The organism is Croceicoccus gelatinilyticus (assembly GCF_018398395.1).
Lineage (GTDB): Bacteria > Pseudomonadota > Alphaproteobacteria > Sphingomonadales > Sphingomonadaceae > Croceicoccus > Croceicoccus gelatinilyticus.
This window is the reverse complement of the sequence record NZ_JAHCBF010000002.1, coordinates 1-20,144: the sequence shown is the minus strand read 5'-3', so window position 1 is coordinate 20,144 and position 20,144 is coordinate 1. Positions and strand designations below refer to the sequence as shown.

Annotated in this window: 20 protein-coding genes and 1 pseudogene; 13 read left to right on the top strand and 8 right to left on the bottom strand. The window is 61.4% G+C overall.

Annotated elements, in window-relative coordinates; genetic code table 11:
• The 3 genes and pseudogenes from KIH45_RS03995 to KIH45_RS03985 all read left to right on the top strand — a co-directional run bounded on the left by KIH45_RS03995 (position 1) and on the right by KIH45_RS03985 (position 2,761).
• Positions 1-744, top strand: a complete 744-nt coding sequence (locus tag KIH45_RS03995) for an SDR family NAD(P)-dependent oxidoreductase (RefSeq protein WP_213174727.1) — start codon at positions 1-3, stop codon at positions 742-744.
• Positions 745-754: 10 nt separating this feature from the next.
• A pseudogene (locus KIH45_RS03990) lies at positions 755-2,281 on the top strand (peptide chain release factor 3); the annotation flags it as partial.
• A gap of 3 nt (positions 2,282-2,284) precedes the next feature.
• A complete protein-coding gene (locus tag KIH45_RS03985; protein ID WP_213174725.1) occupies positions 2,285-2,761 on the top strand; it encodes a YtoQ family protein in 477 nt (158 codons plus the stop codon).
• 10 nt (positions 2,762-2,771) lie between these two features.
• On the opposite strand, the gene KIH45_RS03980 is transcribed toward KIH45_RS03985, so the two are convergent.
• Together KIH45_RS03980 and KIH45_RS03975 are read right to left on the bottom strand one after the other, a co-directional pair.
• A complete protein-coding gene (locus tag KIH45_RS03980; protein ID WP_213174724.1) occupies positions 2,772-3,734 on the bottom strand; it encodes a quinone oxidoreductase family protein in 963 nt (320 codons plus the stop codon).
• Between the two features lie 24 nt (positions 3,735-3,758).
• A complete protein-coding gene (locus tag KIH45_RS03975) occupies positions 3,759-4,874 on the bottom strand; it encodes an acyl-CoA dehydrogenase family protein (protein ID WP_213174723.1) in 1,116 nt (371 codons plus the stop codon).
• A 127-nt stretch (positions 4,875-5,001) separates the two neighbouring features.
• Here KIH45_RS03975 and KIH45_RS03970 point away from each other — a divergent pair, with 127 nt between their 5' ends.
• The 8 genes from KIH45_RS03970 to KIH45_RS03935 all read left to right on the top strand — a co-directional run bounded on the left by KIH45_RS03970 (position 5,002) and on the right by KIH45_RS03935 (position 12,755).
• Positions 5,002-5,772: a helix-turn-helix transcriptional regulator gene (locus KIH45_RS03970; protein WP_213174722.1), complete on the top strand. Its 771-nt coding sequence runs from the start codon at positions 5,002-5,004 to the stop codon at positions 5,770-5,772.
• Between the two features lie 192 nt (positions 5,773-5,964).
• Positions 5,965-6,357 carry a Zn-ribbon domain-containing OB-fold protein gene (locus KIH45_RS03965; RefSeq protein ID WP_213174721.1) on the top strand — a complete coding sequence of 131 codons (393 nt, stop codon included), beginning with the start codon at positions 5,965-5,967 and terminating at the stop codon, positions 6,355-6,357.
• A complete protein-coding gene (locus tag KIH45_RS03960; RefSeq protein ID WP_213175346.1) occupies positions 6,354-7,502 on the top strand; it encodes a thiolase family protein in 1,149 nt (382 codons plus the stop codon). The genes KIH45_RS03965 and KIH45_RS03960 overlap by 4 nt, the downstream gene beginning before the upstream one ends.
• A 1-nt stretch (position 7,503) precedes the next feature.
• Positions 7,504-8,712: an acyl-CoA dehydrogenase family protein gene (locus KIH45_RS03955; RefSeq protein ID WP_213174720.1), complete on the top strand. Its 1,209-nt coding sequence runs from the start codon at positions 7,504-7,506 to the stop codon at positions 8,710-8,712.
• A gap of 26 nt (positions 8,713-8,738) precedes the next feature.
• Positions 8,739-9,725 carry a thiamine pyrophosphate-dependent dehydrogenase E1 component subunit alpha gene (locus tag KIH45_RS03950; RefSeq protein WP_213174719.1) on the top strand — a complete coding sequence of 329 codons (987 nt, stop codon included), beginning with the start codon at positions 8,739-8,741 and terminating at the stop codon, positions 9,723-9,725.
• Between the two features lie 15 nt (positions 9,726-9,740).
• Positions 9,741-10,754 (top strand): alpha-ketoacid dehydrogenase subunit beta, encoded by a 1,014-nt coding sequence (locus KIH45_RS03945; protein WP_213174718.1) that lies wholly within the window; start codon positions 9,741-9,743, stop codon positions 10,752-10,754.
• 13 nt (positions 10,755-10,767) lie between these two features.
• Positions 10,768-12,207: a 2-oxo acid dehydrogenase subunit E2 gene (locus KIH45_RS03940; protein WP_213174717.1), complete on the top strand. Its 1,440-nt coding sequence runs from the start codon at positions 10,768-10,770 to the stop codon at positions 12,205-12,207.
• An 11-nt stretch (positions 12,208-12,218) separates the two neighbouring features.
• Positions 12,219-12,755 (top strand): VOC family protein, encoded by a 537-nt coding sequence (locus KIH45_RS03935; RefSeq protein WP_213174716.1) that lies wholly within the window; start codon positions 12,219-12,221, stop codon positions 12,753-12,755.
• A gap of 58 nt (positions 12,756-12,813) precedes the next feature.
• Here KIH45_RS03935 and KIH45_RS03930 read toward each other — a convergent pair whose 3' ends face one another.
• The 6 genes from KIH45_RS03930 to KIH45_RS03905 are packed head-to-tail and all read right to left on the bottom strand — an operon-like array spanning position 12,814 to position 18,548.
• A complete protein-coding gene (locus KIH45_RS03930) occupies positions 12,814-13,881 on the bottom strand; it encodes a phosphotransferase (RefSeq protein WP_213174715.1) in 1,068 nt (355 codons plus the stop codon).
• Positions 13,874-15,070 (bottom strand): acyl-CoA dehydrogenase family protein, encoded by a 1,197-nt coding sequence (locus KIH45_RS03925; RefSeq protein ID WP_213174714.1) that lies wholly within the window; start codon positions 15,068-15,070, stop codon positions 13,874-13,876. Before KIH45_RS03925 ends, KIH45_RS03930 begins: the two co-directional genes overlap by 8 nt.
• The gene (locus tag KIH45_RS03920; protein ID WP_213174713.1) at positions 15,067-15,822 is read right to left on the bottom strand and encodes an SDR family NAD(P)-dependent oxidoreductase; all 756 of its coding nucleotides are present in this window, start codon (positions 15,820-15,822) and stop codon (positions 15,067-15,069) included. Before KIH45_RS03920 ends, KIH45_RS03925 begins: the two co-directional genes overlap by 4 nt.
• Positions 15,812-16,741: a fumarylacetoacetate hydrolase family protein gene (locus tag KIH45_RS03915; protein WP_213174712.1), complete on the bottom strand. Its 930-nt coding sequence runs from the start codon at positions 16,739-16,741 to the stop codon at positions 15,812-15,814. Before KIH45_RS03915 ends, KIH45_RS03920 begins: the two co-directional genes overlap by 11 nt.
• A 40-nt stretch (positions 16,742-16,781) precedes the next feature.
• Positions 16,782-17,435, bottom strand: a complete 654-nt coding sequence (locus KIH45_RS03910; RefSeq protein WP_213174711.1) for a TetR/AcrR family transcriptional regulator — start codon at positions 17,433-17,435, stop codon at positions 16,782-16,784.
• Between the two features lie 27 nt (positions 17,436-17,462).
• Positions 17,463-18,548 (bottom strand): aromatic ring-hydroxylating oxygenase subunit alpha, encoded by a 1,086-nt coding sequence (locus tag KIH45_RS03905; RefSeq protein WP_213174710.1) that lies wholly within the window; start codon positions 18,546-18,548, stop codon positions 17,463-17,465.
• On the opposite strand from KIH45_RS03905, the gene KIH45_RS03900 reads away from it, so the two are divergent.
• The gene (locus KIH45_RS03900) at positions 18,547-19,230 is read left to right on the top strand and encodes a cupin domain-containing protein (RefSeq protein WP_213174709.1); all 684 of its coding nucleotides are present in this window, start codon (positions 18,547-18,549) and stop codon (positions 19,228-19,230) included. The genes KIH45_RS03905 and KIH45_RS03900 overlap by 2 nt on opposite strands.
• Positions 19,231-19,318: 88 nt before the next feature.
• Positions 19,319-20,131 (top strand): TonB-dependent receptor, encoded by an 813-nt coding sequence (locus tag KIH45_RS03895; protein ID WP_213174708.1) that lies wholly within the window; start codon positions 19,319-19,321, stop codon positions 20,129-20,131.
• Positions 20,132-20,144 lie beyond the last annotated feature (13 nt).

The following is a 20,144-nucleotide window of genomic DNA, read 5'->3' as shown; positions in this document are numbered from 1 at the left end:
ATGCCTACCGCACTCGTCACCGGAGCGACTTCGGGCATTGGCGCGTCCTGCGTGCGTGAATTCATCGGCGCGGGCTGGAAGGTCGTGGGCACGGGCCGCAGGGCCGACCGCCTTGACGCGCTGCGCGAGGAGCTGGGCGATAATTTCATGCCTTGTGTCTTCGACGTTCGCGACGAAGCGGGTCGCGACGCCGCGCTCGACGCGCTTGAAGGCGACTTCGCGCAGATCGATTGCTTGGTGAACAATGCCGGCCTTGCGCTTGGCATGGCGCCTGCGTGGGAAGCTGATCTCGACGACTGGAAGACGATGATCGACACGAACGTCACCGCGCTCGTCTCGATCACGCGCAAGCTCCTGCCGATGCTGGTGGAGCGCAAGGGCGCGATCATCAATATCTCGTCCGTCGCGGCGAACTATCCGTACAAGGGCGGCAACGTCTATGGCGGGACAAAGGCCTTCGTGCGCCAGTTCAGCCTCGGCCTGCGCTCCGACCTCAACGGGACCGGCGTTCGCGTCACTTCGATCGAGCCGGGCATGGTCGAGACCGAATTCACTGTCGTACGCAATGGCGGCAACCAGGAAGCCGCCGATGCCTTTTACGAAGGTGTGAACCCGATGACCGGCGACGACATCGCCGAAACCGTTCTGTGGGTGGCGACGCTGCCGCCGCATCTCAACATCAACACGCTCGAACTTATGCCGGTGAGGCAGGCCTTCGCCGGTTTCTCGGTCGAGCGGGAATAAGCAAAGCACAACCAAAATGGCCGAACGCCGCACATTCGCGATCATTTCGCACCCTGACGCCGGTAAGACGACGCTTACCGAAAAACTGCTGCTGACCGGCGGCGCAATCCACCTTGCCGGCGAGGTGAAGGCTCGCGGGCAGGCGCGGCGCGCGCGTTCGGACTGGATGAAGATCGAACAGCAGCGCGGTATCTCGGTCACGTCCTCGGTCATGACGTTCGAGCGTGAAGGGATCACCTTCAACCTGCTCGACACGCCGGGCCACGAAGACTTTTCCGAAGACACCTACCGAACGCTGACTGCGGTCGATTCCGCGATCATGGTGATCGACGCGGCAAAGGGTATCGAGCCGCAGACCCGCAAGCTGTTCGAGGTTTGCCGCCTGCGCAGCGTGCCGATCATCACCTTCGTCAACAAGGTCGACCGCGAGGGGCGAGAGCCTTTCGAACTGATGGACGAAGTGGCCGACATGCTGGCCCTCGACGTCTGCCCGATGACCTGGCCGGTTGGCATGGGCGGGCGCTTCGAAGGCATCATGGACCTGGCCAGCGGCGCAGTTGCGCGGCCCGAGGGCGGGTCGAAGGAATTTCTCGGCAAAGTCGACGAGGATGCGACCATCCCCGAAGAGTTTTCCGAACAGGTTGAACTGGCCCAGATCGGCTATCCCGAATTCGACGTTGACGCCTATCGCGCTGGCGACCTGACGCCGGTTTTCTTCGGTTCCGCGCTCAAGAATTTCGGCGTGACCGACGTGATCGAGGCCATCGCCAACCACGCCCCGCCGCCGCGCCCGCAGCCGAGCGAGGCTGGCCCGGTCGAGCCGACCAAGGACGAGGTCTCGGGCTTCATCTTCAAGGTGCAGGCCAACATGGACCCGCAGCACCGCGACCGTATCGCCTTCATGCGGCTGGTGTCGGGCACCTTCAAGCGCGGCATGAAGCTGACGCCGTCGGGCCTTGGCAAGCCGATTGCGGTCCATTCGCCGATCATGTTCTTCGCGCAGGACCGCGAGATCGCCGACACCGCGCACCCCGGCGATATCATCGGTATCCCCAACCACGGCACTTTGCGCGTCGGCGACAGCCTGTCGGAAAAGAACGACATCCGCTTTACCGGTCTGCCCAACTTCGCGCCCGAAATCCTGCGCCGCGTAAAGCTGGCCGACCCGACCAAGACCAAACAGCTGCGCAAGGCGCTGGATGATCTTTCCGAAGAAGGCGTGATCCAGGTCTTCTATCCCGAAATCGGCAGCCAGTGGGTGATCGGCGTCGTCGGACAGCTTCAGCTCGACGTTCTGATCAGCCGTCTTTCGGCGGAATACAAGGTCGATGCCAGCCTTGAGCCCGCGCCTTTCGCGACCGCGCGCTGGGTGAAGGGTGACGAGAAGAAGATCGACGAGTTCGCCGGTTTCAACCGCGCCAACATGGCGAAGGACCGCGACGAAGACCCGGTCTTCCTTGCCAAGTCGCCATGGGATGTTGGCTATCAGCAGGAAAAGAACCCCGACCTGACTTTCAGCGCCACGAAGGAACGATAAGCCATGGAACGCACCTGGAACGTCTATCTGTCCGGTGAAATCCACACCGACTGGCGCACCGAGATCGAGGACGCGGCCAAGCATCGCGGTTTGCCGATCCGCTTTTCCGCTCCGGTTACCGATCACCCTGCATCCGACGATTGCGGCGTCGCGATCACGGGGGCGGAGGACAACAAGTTCTGGCATGACCGCAAGGGCGCGCAAGTGAACGCGATCCGTACGCAAACGCTGATCAAGGATGCCGATGTCGTCGTCGTGCGCTTTGGCGACAAGTACAAGCAGTGGAACGCCGCATTCGACGCAGGCTTCGCCGCGGCGCTGGGCAAGGCGATCATCGTCAACCACGACGAAAGCCTGACCCACCCGCTGAAGGAAGTGGACGCCGCCGCTCTGGCCGTGGCGGAAAGCCCGGCGCAGATCGTCGACATTCTCGATTACGTGATTACCGGCAGGCTCGCAGGCTATACCGACAAGCGCTGAGCTGGCCTGATCACGGGCGCATCACCACGCGTCCGAAGGGGTGCTGGGTCGCCACGAATTCGTGGGCCTCGCGCACTTCGGACAGGCGGAATTCCCGTTCGATCGGCATGACGAGCGCGCCGCTGGCAACGTCTGCGAACAGCTCTTCCAGCAGCTTGTGAACGCGCGGCGTGTGCATGTCGCGCCCGAACGAAATGCCGGTCACCTGCATGGCCTTGCGGATCAGTTCGAAGAAATCGAAGCTGGGCAGGGTGCCTTCCGCTGCGCCGATCACCGAATAGCGGCCATGCGGGCGCAAGGCCTTCACCAGCAGATCCTTGCCCTTGCCGCCGGCGAGATCGAGCACGAGGTCGACGCCCTTGCCGCCGGTAATCTCGCGGCAGCGTGCGGCGATATCCTCGTTCTTGTAGTCGATACCGTGTTCGAGGCCGAGCGGGCGGATGCGGTCGAGGCGCGCTTCGCCCGAAGCCGTGCCGATCACTTGCGCCCCGGCGCGCGCAGCCAGTTGCACAGACGATAGGCCGACGCCGCCTGCTGCGCCTTGAACCAGCACGAATTCGCCTGCTTTCAGTCCGCCATATTCAAACAAGGCGTCATGAGCGGTGCCGAAAGCGATGGGAACAGTCGACGCCTGCCGCATGTCCATGCCTTCGGGCACGGCATAGGCGTAGTGTTCAGGAACGGCGAACAGCTCGGCATGGCTTCCGCTCCAGTCGAAAGCGACGACGCGGTCGCCGGTTTTGAACCGAGTGACTTCGTCGCCGACTGCTTCGACAATGCCTGCGGCCTGATAGCCGGGGATGTGGTGGTCCGACGAAGGCGGCGTGTGGATGCGATTGAGCAGGTCTCCGCCCTCGATCGAGATCCACTCGACGCGGACGAGCACTGTTTTCGGGCCGACTTCCGGATCGGGAAGTTCGCCGTACTGGAGGACTTCTGGCCCTCCGTTCTCGCTATACCATGCTGCTTTCATGTGCCGGTCCTGCCGCAGATGCGATCAGGATGCCAGTGCGTAGCGGTCCAGCGTGCTCTGCGGCGGTTCGGGCCAGCGCGAAAGGACCAGCAGGCGCTTGTGCCCCTGTCCGATCGAAAGCTCGTCCGTCACGCCCATGCCGCCGTGGAACTGGATCATCTCGTGCCCCAGTTCCAGCGAGGCGTCGGAAATGAAGGCGCGGGCCCCATCGACGTTGCGGGTAAAGCCGTCCTCACCGTCGCTGACGATGGCGAGTTCGACCAGCGCGCGCGCCTGTTCGAGGTGGGCATACTGCTCCGCCATGCGGTGCTGGATGACCTGGAACTTGCCGAGCGAGGTGCCGAACTGTTCACGGGTGCGCAAATAATCCAGCGTTTCGGCGAACATGGCCTCCATGATGCCAAGAGCTTCTGCCGAACGAGCAAGGTTTGCCAGTGCGTCGGCGCGTGCAAAACCGTCGGAATTGTCGGCGAGCCGCGCCGAGGCCGGAACCTTCACGCCCGAAAGTGTCAGAGAGGCCGTCCAGGTGCCATCCGAAAGGCGCCAGTCGGTGACCGTCAGTCCTTCCGCATCGGCGGAGACGAGATACCAGGCCCAACCATCCTTGTCGGTCGCATCGCCGCTTTCGCGTGCACTGACCAGATAGGCGTCGGCGTGCGAACCGGCGATCGCGTACTGCTTTTCACCATTGAGGACGAAATCGTCGCCGTCCTTCATGGCAGTCGTTTCGATCCAGAGGCTGCCGTCGCGCGACCCGTTTTCAAGCGAGGCCACGGCCATGCGCTTTTCGCCTGAGAGCAGGGCGGGGAGCCATTCTTCCTGCACCGCTTCATCGGCGCCGGCGGCGAGATAAAGGCCGGGGAGGACGCAGCTTTCGAGCACCGGTTCGACCACGATGCCGCGGCCCAGCGCCTCGAAGATCACGGCAGTCGCCGTCGCATCGAGGCCAAGCCCGCCGGCTTCTTCGGAAAAAGGCACGGACATCACACCGAGTTCGGCCAGCAAGGACCAGTTCTCGGCGCTGAAGCCTGCGGTTTCGGTCAGATAGCCACGGCGGCGTTCAACGTCGTAACGGTCCGAAACGAACCTTTCGACGACCGCCTTGAGCATTTCTTCGTCTTCGTTGAGCTCGAAATTCAAGGGTCACTCCTTCTCCGGTTCGGTGCCTAGCAGGAATTGAACCGTGCGGAGGCTCTGCAAAGTGTTAGGGATTGCGTCATTGTCCTGACAGAATCAGCAGGTTATCGTCCGGGCACGAGAGGAACCCATGGCCCAATTGATTATCGACAAGCTGGACGATGTCCGTATTCGCAAACCGGAAGATATCCCGCGCGCCGCGAAGGCGCTGGCCGATATCGCCGCTGCAGAAGGCATGAAAGTAGCCCCCGCGCACGACATCGCGGACAAGCGTACCCCCGTGGACATGGAAGGCAATGTCCTTGCAACCTCCGTTTTCGGCTGGCCCGACACGGAAGACGTGTGGTGGCGCAACCCGCGCATCGCGCTCGAATCGCCGATCACGTCGGCGTGCCGTTTCGAGAACGAACCGTTCTGGGTGAACGCGGAAGGCTTTCACCTGCCCGCGCCGAACAAGTACCTCGAATCGATCGATCTTTCGAATTTCGAGGCCCGCGCCCGGACCCGTGCGGCCATCGTCGTGCCGGTGCACATGGCGTTTGGCCAGATCGGCGCGGTCAGTTTCGATTTCGACGATCCGGAAAAGGTCGACCTGAGCGAGGACTTCGCCCGCAATGGCGACAAGTTCGGCATCTATGCACGTGCGTTCATCGAAAGTTATTCGCGCGTGATGGGCGCAATCCAGGCGCTGCCGCCGGGCTCCCGCCTGTCGAAGCGCGAGGTGGAGTGCTTGCGCTGGGCGGCCATCGGCAAGACCGACATGGAAATTTCGATGATCATGTCGCGCAGCCGTGCCACCGTGCGTTTCCACATTCATAACGCTTCGACAAAGTTGAACGCGGTCAACCGCAGTCAGACCGTCTTCAAGGCGGCGCAGCTCGGTTACATCTCGCTCAACTGATCGCCTGTCTTCCGCGTAAATACGGACTTACGTCGCTTCGGCGGCGGGTGTTTGTGCGCGCATACGGGAATGCGACCTGCGACAAGTGCCTAGCGTTTTTAGGAGCCTGCGCAGGTCCGCCGATTGCGCTTTAACCGTGGAGACACAAAGCGACTCAAGTCGGCAACCACGCCGACGCCGGAGGGGAGACAGATGAAAGCGATCGCCGAAGGCCTGTTCACGAGCGAGCCCCAGCCACGTCTTGTCGGCGGGAAGGATCGCGATAGCGGCCGTATCGTTTTTCCCTGCCCTGAGAGCGATCGTTTCGAACCCGTTCCCCTGTCGCGCAGTGGTACGCTGTGGAGCTACACGATCCAGCGTTTCCGCCCGAAAAGCCCGCCTTATGCCGGGCCCGAGGCGTTCACCCCGTTCCCTGTCGCCTATGTCGAGCTGCCCGGCGAAACCATCGTCGAGGCGCGGCTGGTCGACGTCGACTTCGACGATATCGAGATTGGCATGCCGCTTGAATTCACGCCGACCCCGCTTGACCCCGATGCGACCGATCCGGTCATGATCCCGGCGTTCCGCCCGGCGGAGGCTGCATAATGGGCGACGTTTTCGTATTGGGTATCGGGATCCATCCCTTCGGCCGGACAGAAGGCATGACCGGCGTGGACCAAGGCGTCTTCGCGGTGCGCCAGGCGCTTTCGGACGCAGGGCTGGAATGGAATGACGTTCAGTTCGCTTATGGTGCGTCGGATGCCGCGGGCAATCCCGACACGATGGTCGACCAGCTCGGGCTGACCGGCGTCCAGTTCATCAACGTGCGCAACGGCTGCGCGGCGGGCGGTTCGGCGCTGTTCTCGGCGCAGATGGCGATCAAGTCGGGTGAGTGCGACATCGGCCTTGCCGTCGGTTTCGACAAGCACCCGCGCGGCGCGTTCGACGCCAAGCCGTCCGAATATAACCTGCCTGAATGGTATGGTGATGCGGGCTACATGGTCACGACGCAGTTCTTCGCGAACAAGATCATGCGTTACATGCACCTCAACGGCATCAGCCGCGAAACGCTGGGCCGCGTGTCCGAAAAGGCGTTCCGCAACGGCGAAAAAGCGCCCCATGCATGGCGCCGCCAGCCAGTGCCGCTGGAGGAAATCCTCGAGGCTCCGATGGTCTCGGACCCTTATTCGAAATACATGTTCTGCTCGCCCGCCGAAGGGGGGGTCGCGCTCATCCTCGGTAGCGAAAAGAAGGCTCGCGAACTGGGCGTGCCGATGGTCCGCCTGAAGGCCGCGACGATGCGCACCCGCCCCCCGGGCAGCTTCGAGGTCTTCGCACCGTCGGTCGATATCGAGCGCGGCGGCAGTGCGACCAACATCGCCAGCCGCGATGCCTTTGCCATCGCAGGCGTCGGCCCCGAAGACATCGATGTCGCCCAGCTTCAGGACACCGAGGCAGGCGCCGAACTGATGCACATGGCCGAAAACGGGTTTTGCGCCGATGGCGATCAGGAAAAGTGGCTGGCCGAGGGCCTGACCGAGATCGGCGGCAAGCTGCCGGTCAACACCGATGGCGGCTGCCTTGCCTGCGGCGAACCGATCGGCGCGTCGGGCCTGCGCCAGGTTTACGAAAACGTTGTTCAATTGCGCGGACAGGGCGGCGCACGGCAGGTGCCGGGCGATCCCAAGACCGCTTACAGTCATGTCTATGGTGCACCCGGCGTGTCCGCGGTGACCATCTTGGAGCGTTGAGATGGATATCGAGCTGACCCCGGAAGAGGAAAGCTTCCGCGAGGAAGTCCGCGACTTTCTGAAGAACAACCTGACCGATCGCATACGCGAGGGTGCGGCCAGTTCGCCGACGGTGTTCGTCGAACCCGACATCGGGCAGGACTGGAACGCGGTTCTCAACGAACAGGGCTGGCTGGGTTACCAGTGGCCGAAGGAAGACGGCGGCACGGGCTGGACCCCGGTGCAGCGCTATATCTTCGAAAAGGAATGCGCGCTTGCAGGGGCGCCGAACCTGACCGTTCTGGGCTTGAAACTCGTCGCGCCGGTCATCTTCAATTTCGGCACGCAGGAGCAGAAGGACAAGTACCTGCCCCGCATCCTCGCGGGCGATGATTACTGGTGTCAGGGCTTCTCCGAACCCAACGCCGGTTCGGACCTTGCCTCGCTGCAGACCCGCGCGGTCAAACAGGGTGACAAGTACGTCCTGAACGGTTCGAAAATCTGGACCACGCACGCGCACTGGGCGAACAAGATGTTCGTGCTCGCCCGCACCGACGCGACCGTGAAGAAGCAGGCCGGCATCAGTTTCTTCCTTGTCGACATGGACCAGCCGGGCATCTCGGTGCGCCCGATCCTGACGCTGGCGGGCGATCATGAAGTGAACCAGGTCTTCATGGAAGACGTCGAAGTCCCTGCCGACGACCTTGTCGGCGAAGAGGGGCAGGGCTGGACGATCGCCAAGTTCCTGCTGGAAAACGAACGCGGTGGTTCGTGCCATGCGCCCAAGCTGCTGTTCGACCTCGACCAGATCGAGGAAATGTCGAAGGACGTGCCCGATGGCCGTGGCGGCAAGCTGGTCGATGATCTCGACTGGCGTCGCCGCATGGCGAGGCTGCGTCTCGGCGTCCAGTCGCTCGAAGTGATCGAACTGAAGATCCTGTCGCGCATTGCCAAGGGGCAGAAGCCGGGTCCCCAGACCTCGCTGACCAAGCTGCTGGCATCGAACCTGCGGCAAGATGTGGATCTGCTGGCCGTCGACCTGTTCGGTCCGGCCGGGCTTCAGTTGCCGACCGCGCGCCCGCTCTATGGCGAGAACGCGCCGGCTCCGTTCCGCTGCGAAAAGGCGCAAGTTGCCGCAGCGCGCTATCTCAACAGCCGTGCATGGACGATCTTCGGTGGTACCGACGAAGTCCAGCGCACGATCATCGCCAAGACGGTGCTTGGCCTCTAACAAGAATCCATACTCGGGAGAGATAAATGCAACTCAGCCGTGAAGACCTGCTGGAGTCCTATCGCAGGATGAAGATCATCCGCGATTTCGAGGATTTCCTCCACGACGAGATCGCGAAGGGCGAAATTGCCGGCTTCACCCACCTCTACGCGGGGCAGGAAGCCGTCGCTGTCGGAGTGTGCGAACACCTGTCCGACGATGACAAGATCGTCTCGACCCACCGCGGCCACGGGCACTGCCTTGCCAAGGGCTGCGATGTCGAAGGCATGATGAAGGAAATCTGGGGCAGCCGCGAAGGCCTGTGCAAGGGCAAGGGCGGCTCGATGCATATCGCCGATGTCGACAAGGGCATGCTGGGCGCCAACGGCATCGTCGGCGCAGGCGCGCCGATTGCGGTTGGCGCGGCCATTGCCGCCAAGATCGACGGCAAGGACGAGAACGGCAACCTCAAGGTTTCCATCGCCTTTTCTGGCGACGGCGCCTGTAACCAGGGCACCACGTTCGAGGCCATGAACATGGCCGTCGTGACCCATGCCCCGGCGATCTTCGTGTTCGAGAACAACCACTATTCCGAACACACCGGCTTTGAATATGCGGTCGGCACCGACAAGGACATCGCCAGCCGCGCCGAAGCCTTCGGCATGAAGGTCTGGCGCGCCGACGGCACCGATTTCAGCGCAGTTCACGATACCATGCGCGAAGTGCTCGAATATGTCCGCGCGGGCAACGGTCCTGCCGCGGTCGAGTTCGATACCGAACGTTTCTACGGCCACTTCGAAGGCGATCCGCAGCGTTACCGCGCCAAGGGAGAGCTGGACCGCATCCGCGCCGAGCGTGACTGCATCAAGAAGTTCCGCGAGACCGTGACCGAGGCAAAGCTGCTCGAAGGCGCGGACCTCGACAAGATCGACGCAGAAGTCGCCAGCCGGATCGAGAAGGCGGTTGAATCGGCCCGAAGTGCCGAACGACCCACCGCAGAAGATGTCCTCGTCGACGTCTACATCGATTACTGAGCGGAGAGCGAAACAATGGCACGGAAAATGTATCGCGACGCCGTTCGTGACACCATCTTTGAAGAAATGAAACGCGACCCCAACGTCGTCGTCCTTGGCGAAGACGTCGTTGGCGGCATGGGCACCGCAGGCGGCCCCGAAGCCATCGGCGGCATCTGGTCGACCAGTGGCGGCTTCTACGAGGCATTCGGCCCCGATCGCGTGATCGACACCCCGATTTCGGAAAGCGCCATCGTCGGCGCGGCGGGCGGCCTTGCGCTGTCGGGCAAGCGCCCGATCGCCGAACTGATGTTCGCCGACTTCATCGGCGTCAGCCTCGACCAGATCTGGAACCAGATCGCCAAGTTCCGCTACATGTTCGGCGGCAAGACAAAGTGTCCGGCGATCATCCGCTGCATCTATGGCGCAGGCTACAACGCCGCGGCCCAGCACAGCCAGAGCCCGCACGGCATCCTGACCGGTATGCCCGGGCTAAAGGTCGTCATGCCGTCCACTCCGGCGGACGTTGCGGGCCTGATGCGCCAGGCAATCCGTGACGATGACCCGGTCATCTTCATGGAGCACAAGGCGCTCTACGGCATGAAGGGCGAAGTGCCCGACGATCCGGACTTCACCATCCCCTTCGGCCACGCGCGCCTTACCCGTGCGGGCCAGGATGTGACGATCCTTGCCACCGGCATGATGGTCGGCATGGCCGAGGGCGCTGCCGACAAGCTGGCGGAAGACGGCATCGGCGCGGACGTCATCGACCTTCGCACGACCAGCCCGCTGGACGAGGAAGCGATCCTCGATTCGGTCGAGGTTACCGGCCGTCTCGTTATCGTCGACGAAGCTCCGCCGCGTTGCAGCCTCGCGACCGACCTTGCCGCGATCGTCGCGAACAAGGCCTTCGCCAGCCTCAAGGCGCCGATCGAGATGGTCACTGCTCCGCACACCCCGATCCCGTTCGCACGCGAACTGGAAAGCGCCTACCTGCCGAACCCCGACAAGATCGAGGCCGCCGTCCGCAAGGCGCTGGCCTACAATTGAGGAGGCACGGATAATGTCTAAGATACGTGCTTTCACGATGCCGAAATGGGGCATCGAGATGACGGAAGGGACCATCGCCGAATGGAAGTTCGGCGAGGGCGAGTCTTTTTCCAAGGGCGACCTGATCTGCCTGATCGAAACGGACAAGATCACCAACGAGGTCGAAGCCGAATACGACGCGACCGTTCGCAAGATCGTCGTGCCCAGCAGCGACCAGCCCGAACCGGTCGGCGCGCTTCTGGCCGTGTTCGACGACGGCTCTGCCAGTGACGAGGAAATCGCGCAGTTCGCGAACGACTTCGTTCCCGCGCAGGGCGGCGTTGCCGAGGGAAAGCAGAAGAAGAAGGAAGGCGAGCCCAAGGAAGCCGCGATCGAGGGGCACGAAGACAAGCCCAAGGCGATCACGATCGACACCAATCGCCCGATCAGCCCCGAGGCGCTTAAACTTGCCGAGGCCGAAGGCGTCGACATTTCGGACATCGAGGGTTCGGGCCGCGGCGGCCGCATCACGTTCCAGGACGTGCAGCAGGCTCTGCGCGGGCCTTCGACGGCATCGCCCAAGGGCACGGCTGTTCTTCCTGAAGAAACCGACGTTTTCGCATCGCCGCTGGCGCGCCGCATCGCGGCTATCCACGGGATCGAACTCGGCTCGATCAAGGGAACGGGCGCGCGTGGGCGTATCTCGAAGAAGGACGTCCTCGCCAAGGTTCCGGAAGACAGCGGTTCGTCGGCACCTGCAGCTTTCGGTGCGCCGTTCCAGGCCGTGCCGAACGAGGCGAAGGTCATCCCCTTCGACAAGATCCGCAAGGTCGTGGCCAAGCGGCTTACCGCGGCCAAGCAGAACATCCCGCATTTCTACCTGCGCGTCAGCGTCAAGGCGGACAAGATGCTGGAACTGCGCAAGACGGCGAACCTCGTGTTGGGCACCAAGGCATCGGTCAATGACTACGTCGTCATGGCCGCCGCCAAGGCGCTTGCCGCGCATCCCGACGTCAACGTGCAACTGCATGGTGAGGAGATTCATTCCTTCCCGCACGCCGACATCGCGGTTGCAGTGGCCAGCCCCAAGGGTCTCGTCACGCCGATCGTGCGCCAGGCAGATCGCATGCGGATCGACCAGATCGCGGCCAAGACCAAGGAGCTGATCGGCAAGGCCGGTGAGGGCAAGCTGGGCTTCGAGGAAATGGACGGCGGCACGTTCACCGTTTCCAACCTCGGCATGTTCGGGATCGAGAATTTCGATGCCATCATCAATCCGCCGCAGGGCGCGATCCTCGCCGTTGGCGGGGCAGAGCGTCGCGCGGTCGAAACCGATGACGGCGGTATCGAGTTCGCGACGATGATTTCGTTCACCCTGTCGGTCGACCACCGCGCCATCGACGGTGCGCTGGGCGCGCAGTTCCTCAAGACGTTCAAGGGGCTTCTCGAAAACCCCGAAGAGCTGTTCGCTTAAGGGAGGCTGCCATGCCGACAGCAAACTCGATCGCCGATCTCGGTCCGATCATGCAGCAGGCCTACCTGCCCGAGGATTTCGACGCCGCGGTCAAGTACTGGACCGAGACGATGGGCGTCGGCCCGTTCTACATGCTGGAGAATATCCGGCTGGGCGACATGACCTGTCTGGGTCAGCCGACCGACGCGGTCTTCACCGTCGCCATCGCCTATTGGGGCGACATTCAGGTGGAACTGGTGCGTCCCGAAAACGATGCGCCAGCCCACTACACCGGCAAATACAAGGTGCACGACAGGCTGCACCACGTCTGCCAGGTGGTCGACGACATCGAGGACGCTCGCAAGGCCGTGGAAGCGGCAGGCGCGACGATCGTGGTCGAAGGCAAGGTAGGTGAAGATGGTTACGTCATTTACGCCGATCCTGGCTTCGGCGCAGGCGGTATCGTCGAATTCGTTCAGCTTGGCGCCGGCGGCCCCGAACTGTTCGCGATGATCAAGGAAGCTTCGGTGAACTGGGACGGCAGCGACCCGGTTCGCAAGCTCGGCTGATCAGGCCGCTAGGCTGAAAATGAAAGAGCCGCCGGGGTGACCGGCGGCTCTTTTCGTATCAGGAGCAGCGATCCATCGCCTCTGCCGCCAATCGGGCGAGGCGGGGGAAGGCCTCGGCCCGTTCCTTCGCCTGCGCATTGGCAGCCGTGCCGCGGATTACGCGGCCCTTGATGCCGTGGAAGATCGCGGCCAGCCGGAAGAACTGGAAGGCGACGTAGAAGTCCCAGTTGGGGATGCTCTCGCGTCCCATGCGCTCGCAATAGGCGGCGACGTATTCGTCCTCGCTCGGGATGTTCAGTGCCTTCAGGTCCGCGCCTTCCAGCCCCGCCACGATGTCGGGCGGCATGTGGTACATCATCGCGTGATAGGCGAAGTCCGCCAGCGGATGGCCCAGCGTCGACAGTTCCCAGTCCAGCACCGCCAGAACGCGCGGTTCTGTCGGGTGGAAGATCATGTTGTCGCAGCGCATGTCGCCGTGGACGACGGTGGTCTCGTCACCGGCCGGAATGTTCTCGGGCAGCCATGCGACAAGGCGGTCCATGTCGTCGTTACGGCCTGCTTCCTCGTCGGCGAGGTACTGCTTGGACCAGCGGCCGATCTGGCGCGCGAAGTAGTTTCCGGGCTTGCCATAGTCGCCAAGGCCGACAGCCTCGTAATCGACCTTGTGGAGGTCCGCCATGACCTTGTTCATGGCGTCGAAATAGGCAGGACGGTCCTCGCGGGTGACCTCGGGGAACGTCGCGTCCCAGAAGATGCGGCCTTCGACCATGTCCATCACGAAGAACCATGTGCCGATGACATCGTCATCGGTGCAGATGCCGTAGACCTTGGGCACGGGGAAGCCCGCCTTGCCGAGTCCGGTCATGACCTTGGCCTCACGCTCCACCGCGTGCGCGCCTTTCAGCAGTTCGCCCGGCGGCTTGCGGCGCAGGACGTATTTCGCGTCCGGCGTCGTCAGCTTGTAGGTCGGGTTCGACTGGCCGCCCTTGAACTGCTCGATCGTCAGCGGCCCGGAAAAGCCTTCGACATTGGCTTCCATCCACGTGCTCAGGCGGCCCAGATCGACCTCGTAACCTTCGCGCACCGGCGTGGTGCCGGTGTTGGCCTCTGCAATCGTCTCAGCCATCTTGGGCCTGCGCATCGCGCCATGCGCGCTTGATCTTCTTGGCGAGCGACCATTTGTGGACTTCGGTCGGGCCGTCGTAGATACGGAAGGCGCGCACTTCGCGGAAGATCTGCTCGACCACGGTCTTGTCGGTCACGCCGGTGCCGCCCATGACCTGCACGCAGTTGTCGGCAATGCGCATCAGCGCTTCAGACACGGCGACCTTGGCCATGGAGCTTTCGGTCGTGCCCAGATCGCCGGTGTCCAGAACGCTGGCACACCAGTAGATCATCAGTTCGGCCTGCTGGATGTCGATCTTGTTCTGCGCAAGCATGAAGCCCACGCCCTCGTGATCGATCAGCGTCTTGCGGAACGCCTCGCGGCGGCAGGCGTAGTCGGTGGCGATTTCCTGCGCGCGGATGCAGCAGCCCAGCCAGCGCATGCAGTGCGACAGGCGTGCAGGCGAGAGGCGGATCTGGGCGTACTTGAACCCTTCGCCCGGCTGGCCCAGCAGCTGATCTGCGGGAACGCGCAGGTTTTCGATATCGATGGTGGCATGGCTGCCGGGCATCGAGTTGTCGATGGTGTTCGGCACGTCCACGATCTTGATCGCCGGATCGGGCAGGTCGACCAGGAACATGCATGCGCCGCCCTTGGAATCCTCTTCCTCGGACGCAGCCATGACGATGCCGACCTTGGCGCCGTCTGCGCCGGTGATGAAGGTCTTCTTGCCGTTGATGACCCAGTGATTGCCGTCCTTGCGGCAAGTCGACTTCATCATCGACGGGTCGGAACCCGCACCGCCCCATTCGGCAGGTTCGGTCATGAAGAATGCGCTGCGGGCGTGGCCCGAAACCATGTCCTTCAGGAATCGGTCCTTCAGTTCGGGCGAACCGACATGGCCCAGTAGGTACATGTTGCCTTCGTCCGGTGCCATCGTGTTGCAGGCCAGCGGGCCCAGCGGCGACAGGCCGGACTTGATCAGGACATATGCCGTCTCGACCTGCGTGAGGTGAGAACCGTCGTCGAGGATGTGCGGCGTCATCACGCCGGCGGCGCGGGCCTTTTCGCGCATCTCGTTGACCATTTCGTCCAGCGGCGCGCCGTGGTGGTCGCGCCGGTCATCCTTTTCGTAAGGAATGACGACTTCGCGGACGAATTTCTCTACCCGCGCGCCGATTTCAAGCGCGCGGTCGGGAACGGCGATCAAAGCGAGCCTACCAGATGACCGCCGTCGACTTCGATCACCGATCCGGTCATGTAGGCGGATGCGTCCGATGCCAGCAGCAGCAGCGGACCGTCAAGATCCTCCGGTCTGCCCAACCGGCGCTGGGGAATGCGTTTGATCAGGGCGCGCCCGTTCTCGCTCTGAAAAAAGTCTGCATTGAGTTCGGTGTCGAAATATCCTGGGGCAAGCGCGTTTACGCGTATGCCATAACGCGCCAGTTCGAGTGCGGATGTCTTGGTGAGCTGTATCGCTGCAGCTTTCGAGGCAGCATAAGAAGTCACCATGCCGGCCTGACGCAGCGCCAAGATCGAGGCTACGTTGATAATCGATCCGCCACGCCCATGTGCCTTCATTGCGCGCGCCGCCAATTGGGTCGTCAGGAAAATTCCTTTCGCGTTCGTATCGAGAACCGCGTCCCAGTCGTCTTCGGACATATCCAGCAGCGTGGCCTCACGGACGATCCCGGCATTGTTCACCACAATGTCGACGTGTTCCATATATGGTGCGATCATGTTGACGCTTTCAGGGCTCGACACGTCCAGGGGAATTGCTTCGGCCTCACCTCCTGCGGAAATGATCCTGGAAGACACGGCTTCCAATTTGGCCCTACTGCGCGCAGCCAGGATGATTTTTGCGCCGGCATTCGCCAGAACACCCGCGAAATGCACACCTAGCCCGCTGGATGCACCGGTTACGAGCGCGGTCTTCCCTCTTAGATCAACGTCAAGATTCATGGTGTGCATCGTCGTTTTGCGCGGAATACATCCGGACGAGATTGGTGAGCGTGCCGATACCCTCGACCGAAAGTTCGACCCGGTCCCCGTCACGAAGTCTGCGTCCGAGCTCAAAGCCACAACCATCCAGCACCGTCCCGGACCCCAGAATTTCGCCAGGCACTAGGGGGCGGTCAACGCTCAACTTCGCGATGGCATCCTCGAAGCTCCAATGCATCGAGGCAGTATTGCCTTGAGACCAAAGCTTGCCATTCACGCGGGCGGTCATTTCAAGATTGTAGGGATTGTCGAACTCGTCAGGGGTGACGATGCATGGGCCAAAGCTGTTGGCAAAGTCCTTCCCCGCAGCAGGCCCAAGTCCACATCTCATAAACGGGATCTGAACGTCGCGTGCCGACCAATCGTTCAGGATCGTGTATCCGAAGATGTGATCCCGTGCGCGTTCGCGCGGAATGTCGGCGCCCCCCTTGCCTATCACTATCGCCCATTCGAGTTCGTAATCCATCTCGTGCGAGTTGCTGGGCCAATTTATGACATCATTGTCTCCGAACACATGAACGTTGTCGCCGTTGTAATAGACAACTTGCTGCCTGTACTCAGGATCAAGCTTTTGGCTGATCAAGCCGAACGATTTCTCGAGATGCTCCAAGAAAAGACAGCAATCGCGAAACCGTACTGGCCGTGGCAGGGGAGCGAGCAAGTGGACGCTGTCCCTATTCCGACAATTGGCGGGGTCGTAGCCGTCTACAAGCTGTTGAACTTGGTCGAGGGACGTTCGGCCACCTTCGATCAGAGACTGCATAGAGGTCGGTGCCTCAGTACCCTGTCTGGCGGCCTCTGCGCCAAGGTCCAGGATGCCGGACACGACAATGGCTCCGACGACGGGGCCTTCGCCCGCGTCGTAAGTTACGAATTTCATAGCTGGTCTCCAGTTGCGTGGCAGCCAATGAGCTGCGGGTCTAGCCGGTCGGTTTTCCCTCAATTCCCTGCATCACAAGCGGCAGGATAATTCGGAGTGTTTCATCAGCATTTTTGGGATCGGCCGCACCTCCACTAAGGCGCGAAATCCGGCCGTGGTCAGACATTATGTACATCATGACACCAATGATCATTTGGTAGGCCCAGTGCACTTCTGCATCCGATCGATCGGGCCAGATCTCTTTGAGGCTTTCGATGATCTCTAGAGCGATCGGATCGAAAATCTCGGCAATGATTCCCCGCTCAACAGAGCGGGGATCGCGCGGTTCGCGAGCCAGAAGCTGGCTGAAATGGTTGGAGCCGTCGCGCGAGCGCATGTTCAGCATCGGCACTATGATCGCTTTCACAATCAACTCGAGCCTGCGGTGCGGATCTTTTTCCAGCGCAGCCATGCGAAGGCCGATGCGTCGTTCTTCTACGACCACTGGCGCGCGTGTCGTGAAAACGGCCCTGTACAGACCTTCCTTGCTGCCGAAATAATAGTTGATGAGTCCGACTTGGACATCAGCCTTGTCGGCGATCTGGCGGACTGATGTGCCGTCCAAGCCTGAATAGGCGAAAAGTTGTTCGGCGGCGTTTAAAATCCGTTCCTGCGTGCTTTCTTCGGCGCCGCTGCGCTTACGTGCTCCGCTCATAGCCGTTCTGCCTCGATCATCATCGGCTCAAGCACTTTCTTCAACCTTTTTTTGAGCAGCGCCATCGGTGGGCGATGCGGTATTGTCTAATTCGTTTCGGATCAACTTTGCCAGAGTGCGCCTCGCGTGGATGGCTGCTTTGTCCGTCTCCAAAATGAGTGGACGCATTGCGAAGAATTCGCGGTTGTCCATGATCTCAGCGATGTCTTCGATCATCGGAGCGTCTTCATCGACAAAAGCCTGTTCGACCAGTTTGATCATACGCGCAGTGATTTCAGCGTCGTCCAGCTTATCGTCACGTGCAATCGCGTAGAAGTAGTGGGTAGTGTTTTCAGTCTCGGGAGCCAACAGGTGCGCGCTCGGCATCTGGTCTCCCGTTTCGGGTGGGGCGCCCCTGTCGCACATGGCAATGTTGAGGATCAGGCTGGAGGCTAGGTAAAGCCGCATGGGCACATGGATGTCGCCAGCGGACCTTTCCGAAAATTCGCGAAGTAGCGGGGTGGGCGGGCTGTTGCGCCATATATAATCGGAATTGATGACCTTCCCACTAGCGCTAAAGTCATAGTCGATCCGGGTTTCACCCTCCCACTTGTCCGTACCGACGCCGACCGTATTGGCATGGATATAGGTGGCGTGCGTCAGATCGAGAAGGTTATCGATCAGTAGCTGATAGTTCGCATCGATCTTGAGGTAACCTGTCGCCCCGGCCCAATTCTTGCGATCGTGAACGAAATCGAATTCTGGAATTTCGGCAGGATCGGCAGCGCCCTTTCCGCCCATCCAGACCCAGATGGCCCCGCTCTTCTCGACGACCGGGTATGAGTTCAAATGCGCATTCGGCGCGATCGTCCCGCTGCCATGAGGGTTGCGCACGCAGCGGCCTTCGCCATCGAATTCCAGCCCGTGATAACCGCACTGAATCACGTCGTTGCAAACCTCGCCGCGCGATAATGGCGCGAAACGGTGTGGGCATATGCCATCGATGCAGGCGATTGTGCCGTCAGACCTCCGAAACAGAACCAGTTCACGATTAAGCAGCTTGATCCCGACAGGTCCGTCGCCGTGATTGAGTGACCATCCAACGCAATACCAGCTGTTGTGCAGGAAATTCATGGGGCTGCTCTCCGCCTTGTCTTGTCTTGTTCCCGGAGCATTAGCGCCTGCAGACCAATTGATCAATATAATTGAACGCTTGTTCAAAAAAACCGTTGCACAGTTCAATTTTGTAACCTATCGAAATGGCAACAATGGAGGGGCCACGATGGTTTGGAGCATCAGGCGGGTCGTTACGGGCCATGATGAAAACGGCCGGTCGACTGTCATTTTCGATGACAAAAACGGGCAAGTGAAAGAGATGGACTCGATGCCGGGTCTGGTTCTTACCGACCTTTGGGAGACTGTTAGTTCCCCAGCGGACAATAGTGGGACAGATGATGCTGTTAATCGTCCGGTGCGACTGGAGCCGATGACGGGCGGGTCAATTTTTCGGATCGTTGAATTTCCGCCGGACGGTGACTGGCTCGATAAAGTCGACGTCTCCACTGCATTTGATTCCGTTGCGGCGGGTGGAGCGCATGACGACGGATCAAGCGATCCGCTGCGCCATAAAACGGACACCATCGATTACATCGTCATCCTGGAAGGCGAGATCGACGCGGTGCTTGACACCGAGACCATCCGCTTGAGGCGGGGAGACGCGCTCGTTCAGCGCGGCACCGTGCACAGCTGGAGTGTGAAGGGCGACAAGCCGTGCGTTTTAGCTGTGACGCTGGTGTCAGCGACCCCGGCCGTTTGAAAGGTAACCGCGGGGCGCGCGGCATGGGACTTTACAGAATAGATTTAACAGAACGAGCCGCGAAAAAAGGCAAATTTAGGAGAGGGTAATGATCAAGCGGATTGGAGCGACCGCACTGGCTTCTACCAGTTTGGCCATGCTGCTGTCAGGGCATGCTTACGCTCAGAGCGATTACGAGAATGAGCGGGCGCAGAGCCGTTCTGCGCCCAGCGGTCTCAACGAGATCGTGGTTACGGCGCAGCGGCGCGAAGAGAGTCTGCAGGATACCTCCCTGTCGATCACAGCGCTTTCGGGCGACAGCTTACAAGACCGGCAAATCGTGTCGATCACGGGACTGGCAGAGGCTGTGCCTAACGTGGATCTCGGCGTATTCGGGGGCTCGGCCCGCTTTGCAATCAGGGGCATTGGCTTCGACACCATCAATCCGGGGGCGGAAGGTCGGATCGCCTACCACCTCGACGGGATTTATATCGGCCGGCCTGCCGCACAGATCGGCACATTCTTCGATGTCGAGCGCGTGGAGGTTCTGCGCGGTCCGCAAGGAACGCTCTACGGACGCAACGCCACGGGCGGATCGATCAACGTCATCAGCCGGAAGCCGGAAGACTATCTTGGAGGCTACATCCGTGCAGGCTTCGGCAACTACGATGCTCTTTCCCTCGAAGGCGCGGTAGGCGGCCCCCTTGGTGAAGGCGTGCGAGCGCGGATTGCTGCGAAGGTCGGCGATCGAAGCGGCTACGGCAAAAATCTCACTACCGGCAAAGATGTCGATGACAGCCGCAGTCAAAGCATTCGTGCGTCTTTGTCATTTGATGTGGGCAGCGACGCCCGCCTCGATGAGAACGGCGGAGCAATATTCGACCACGGTAGCGGCGGGATAGTCCTGCTGCGGGCGGCGTAAAAGTCGTCCACCT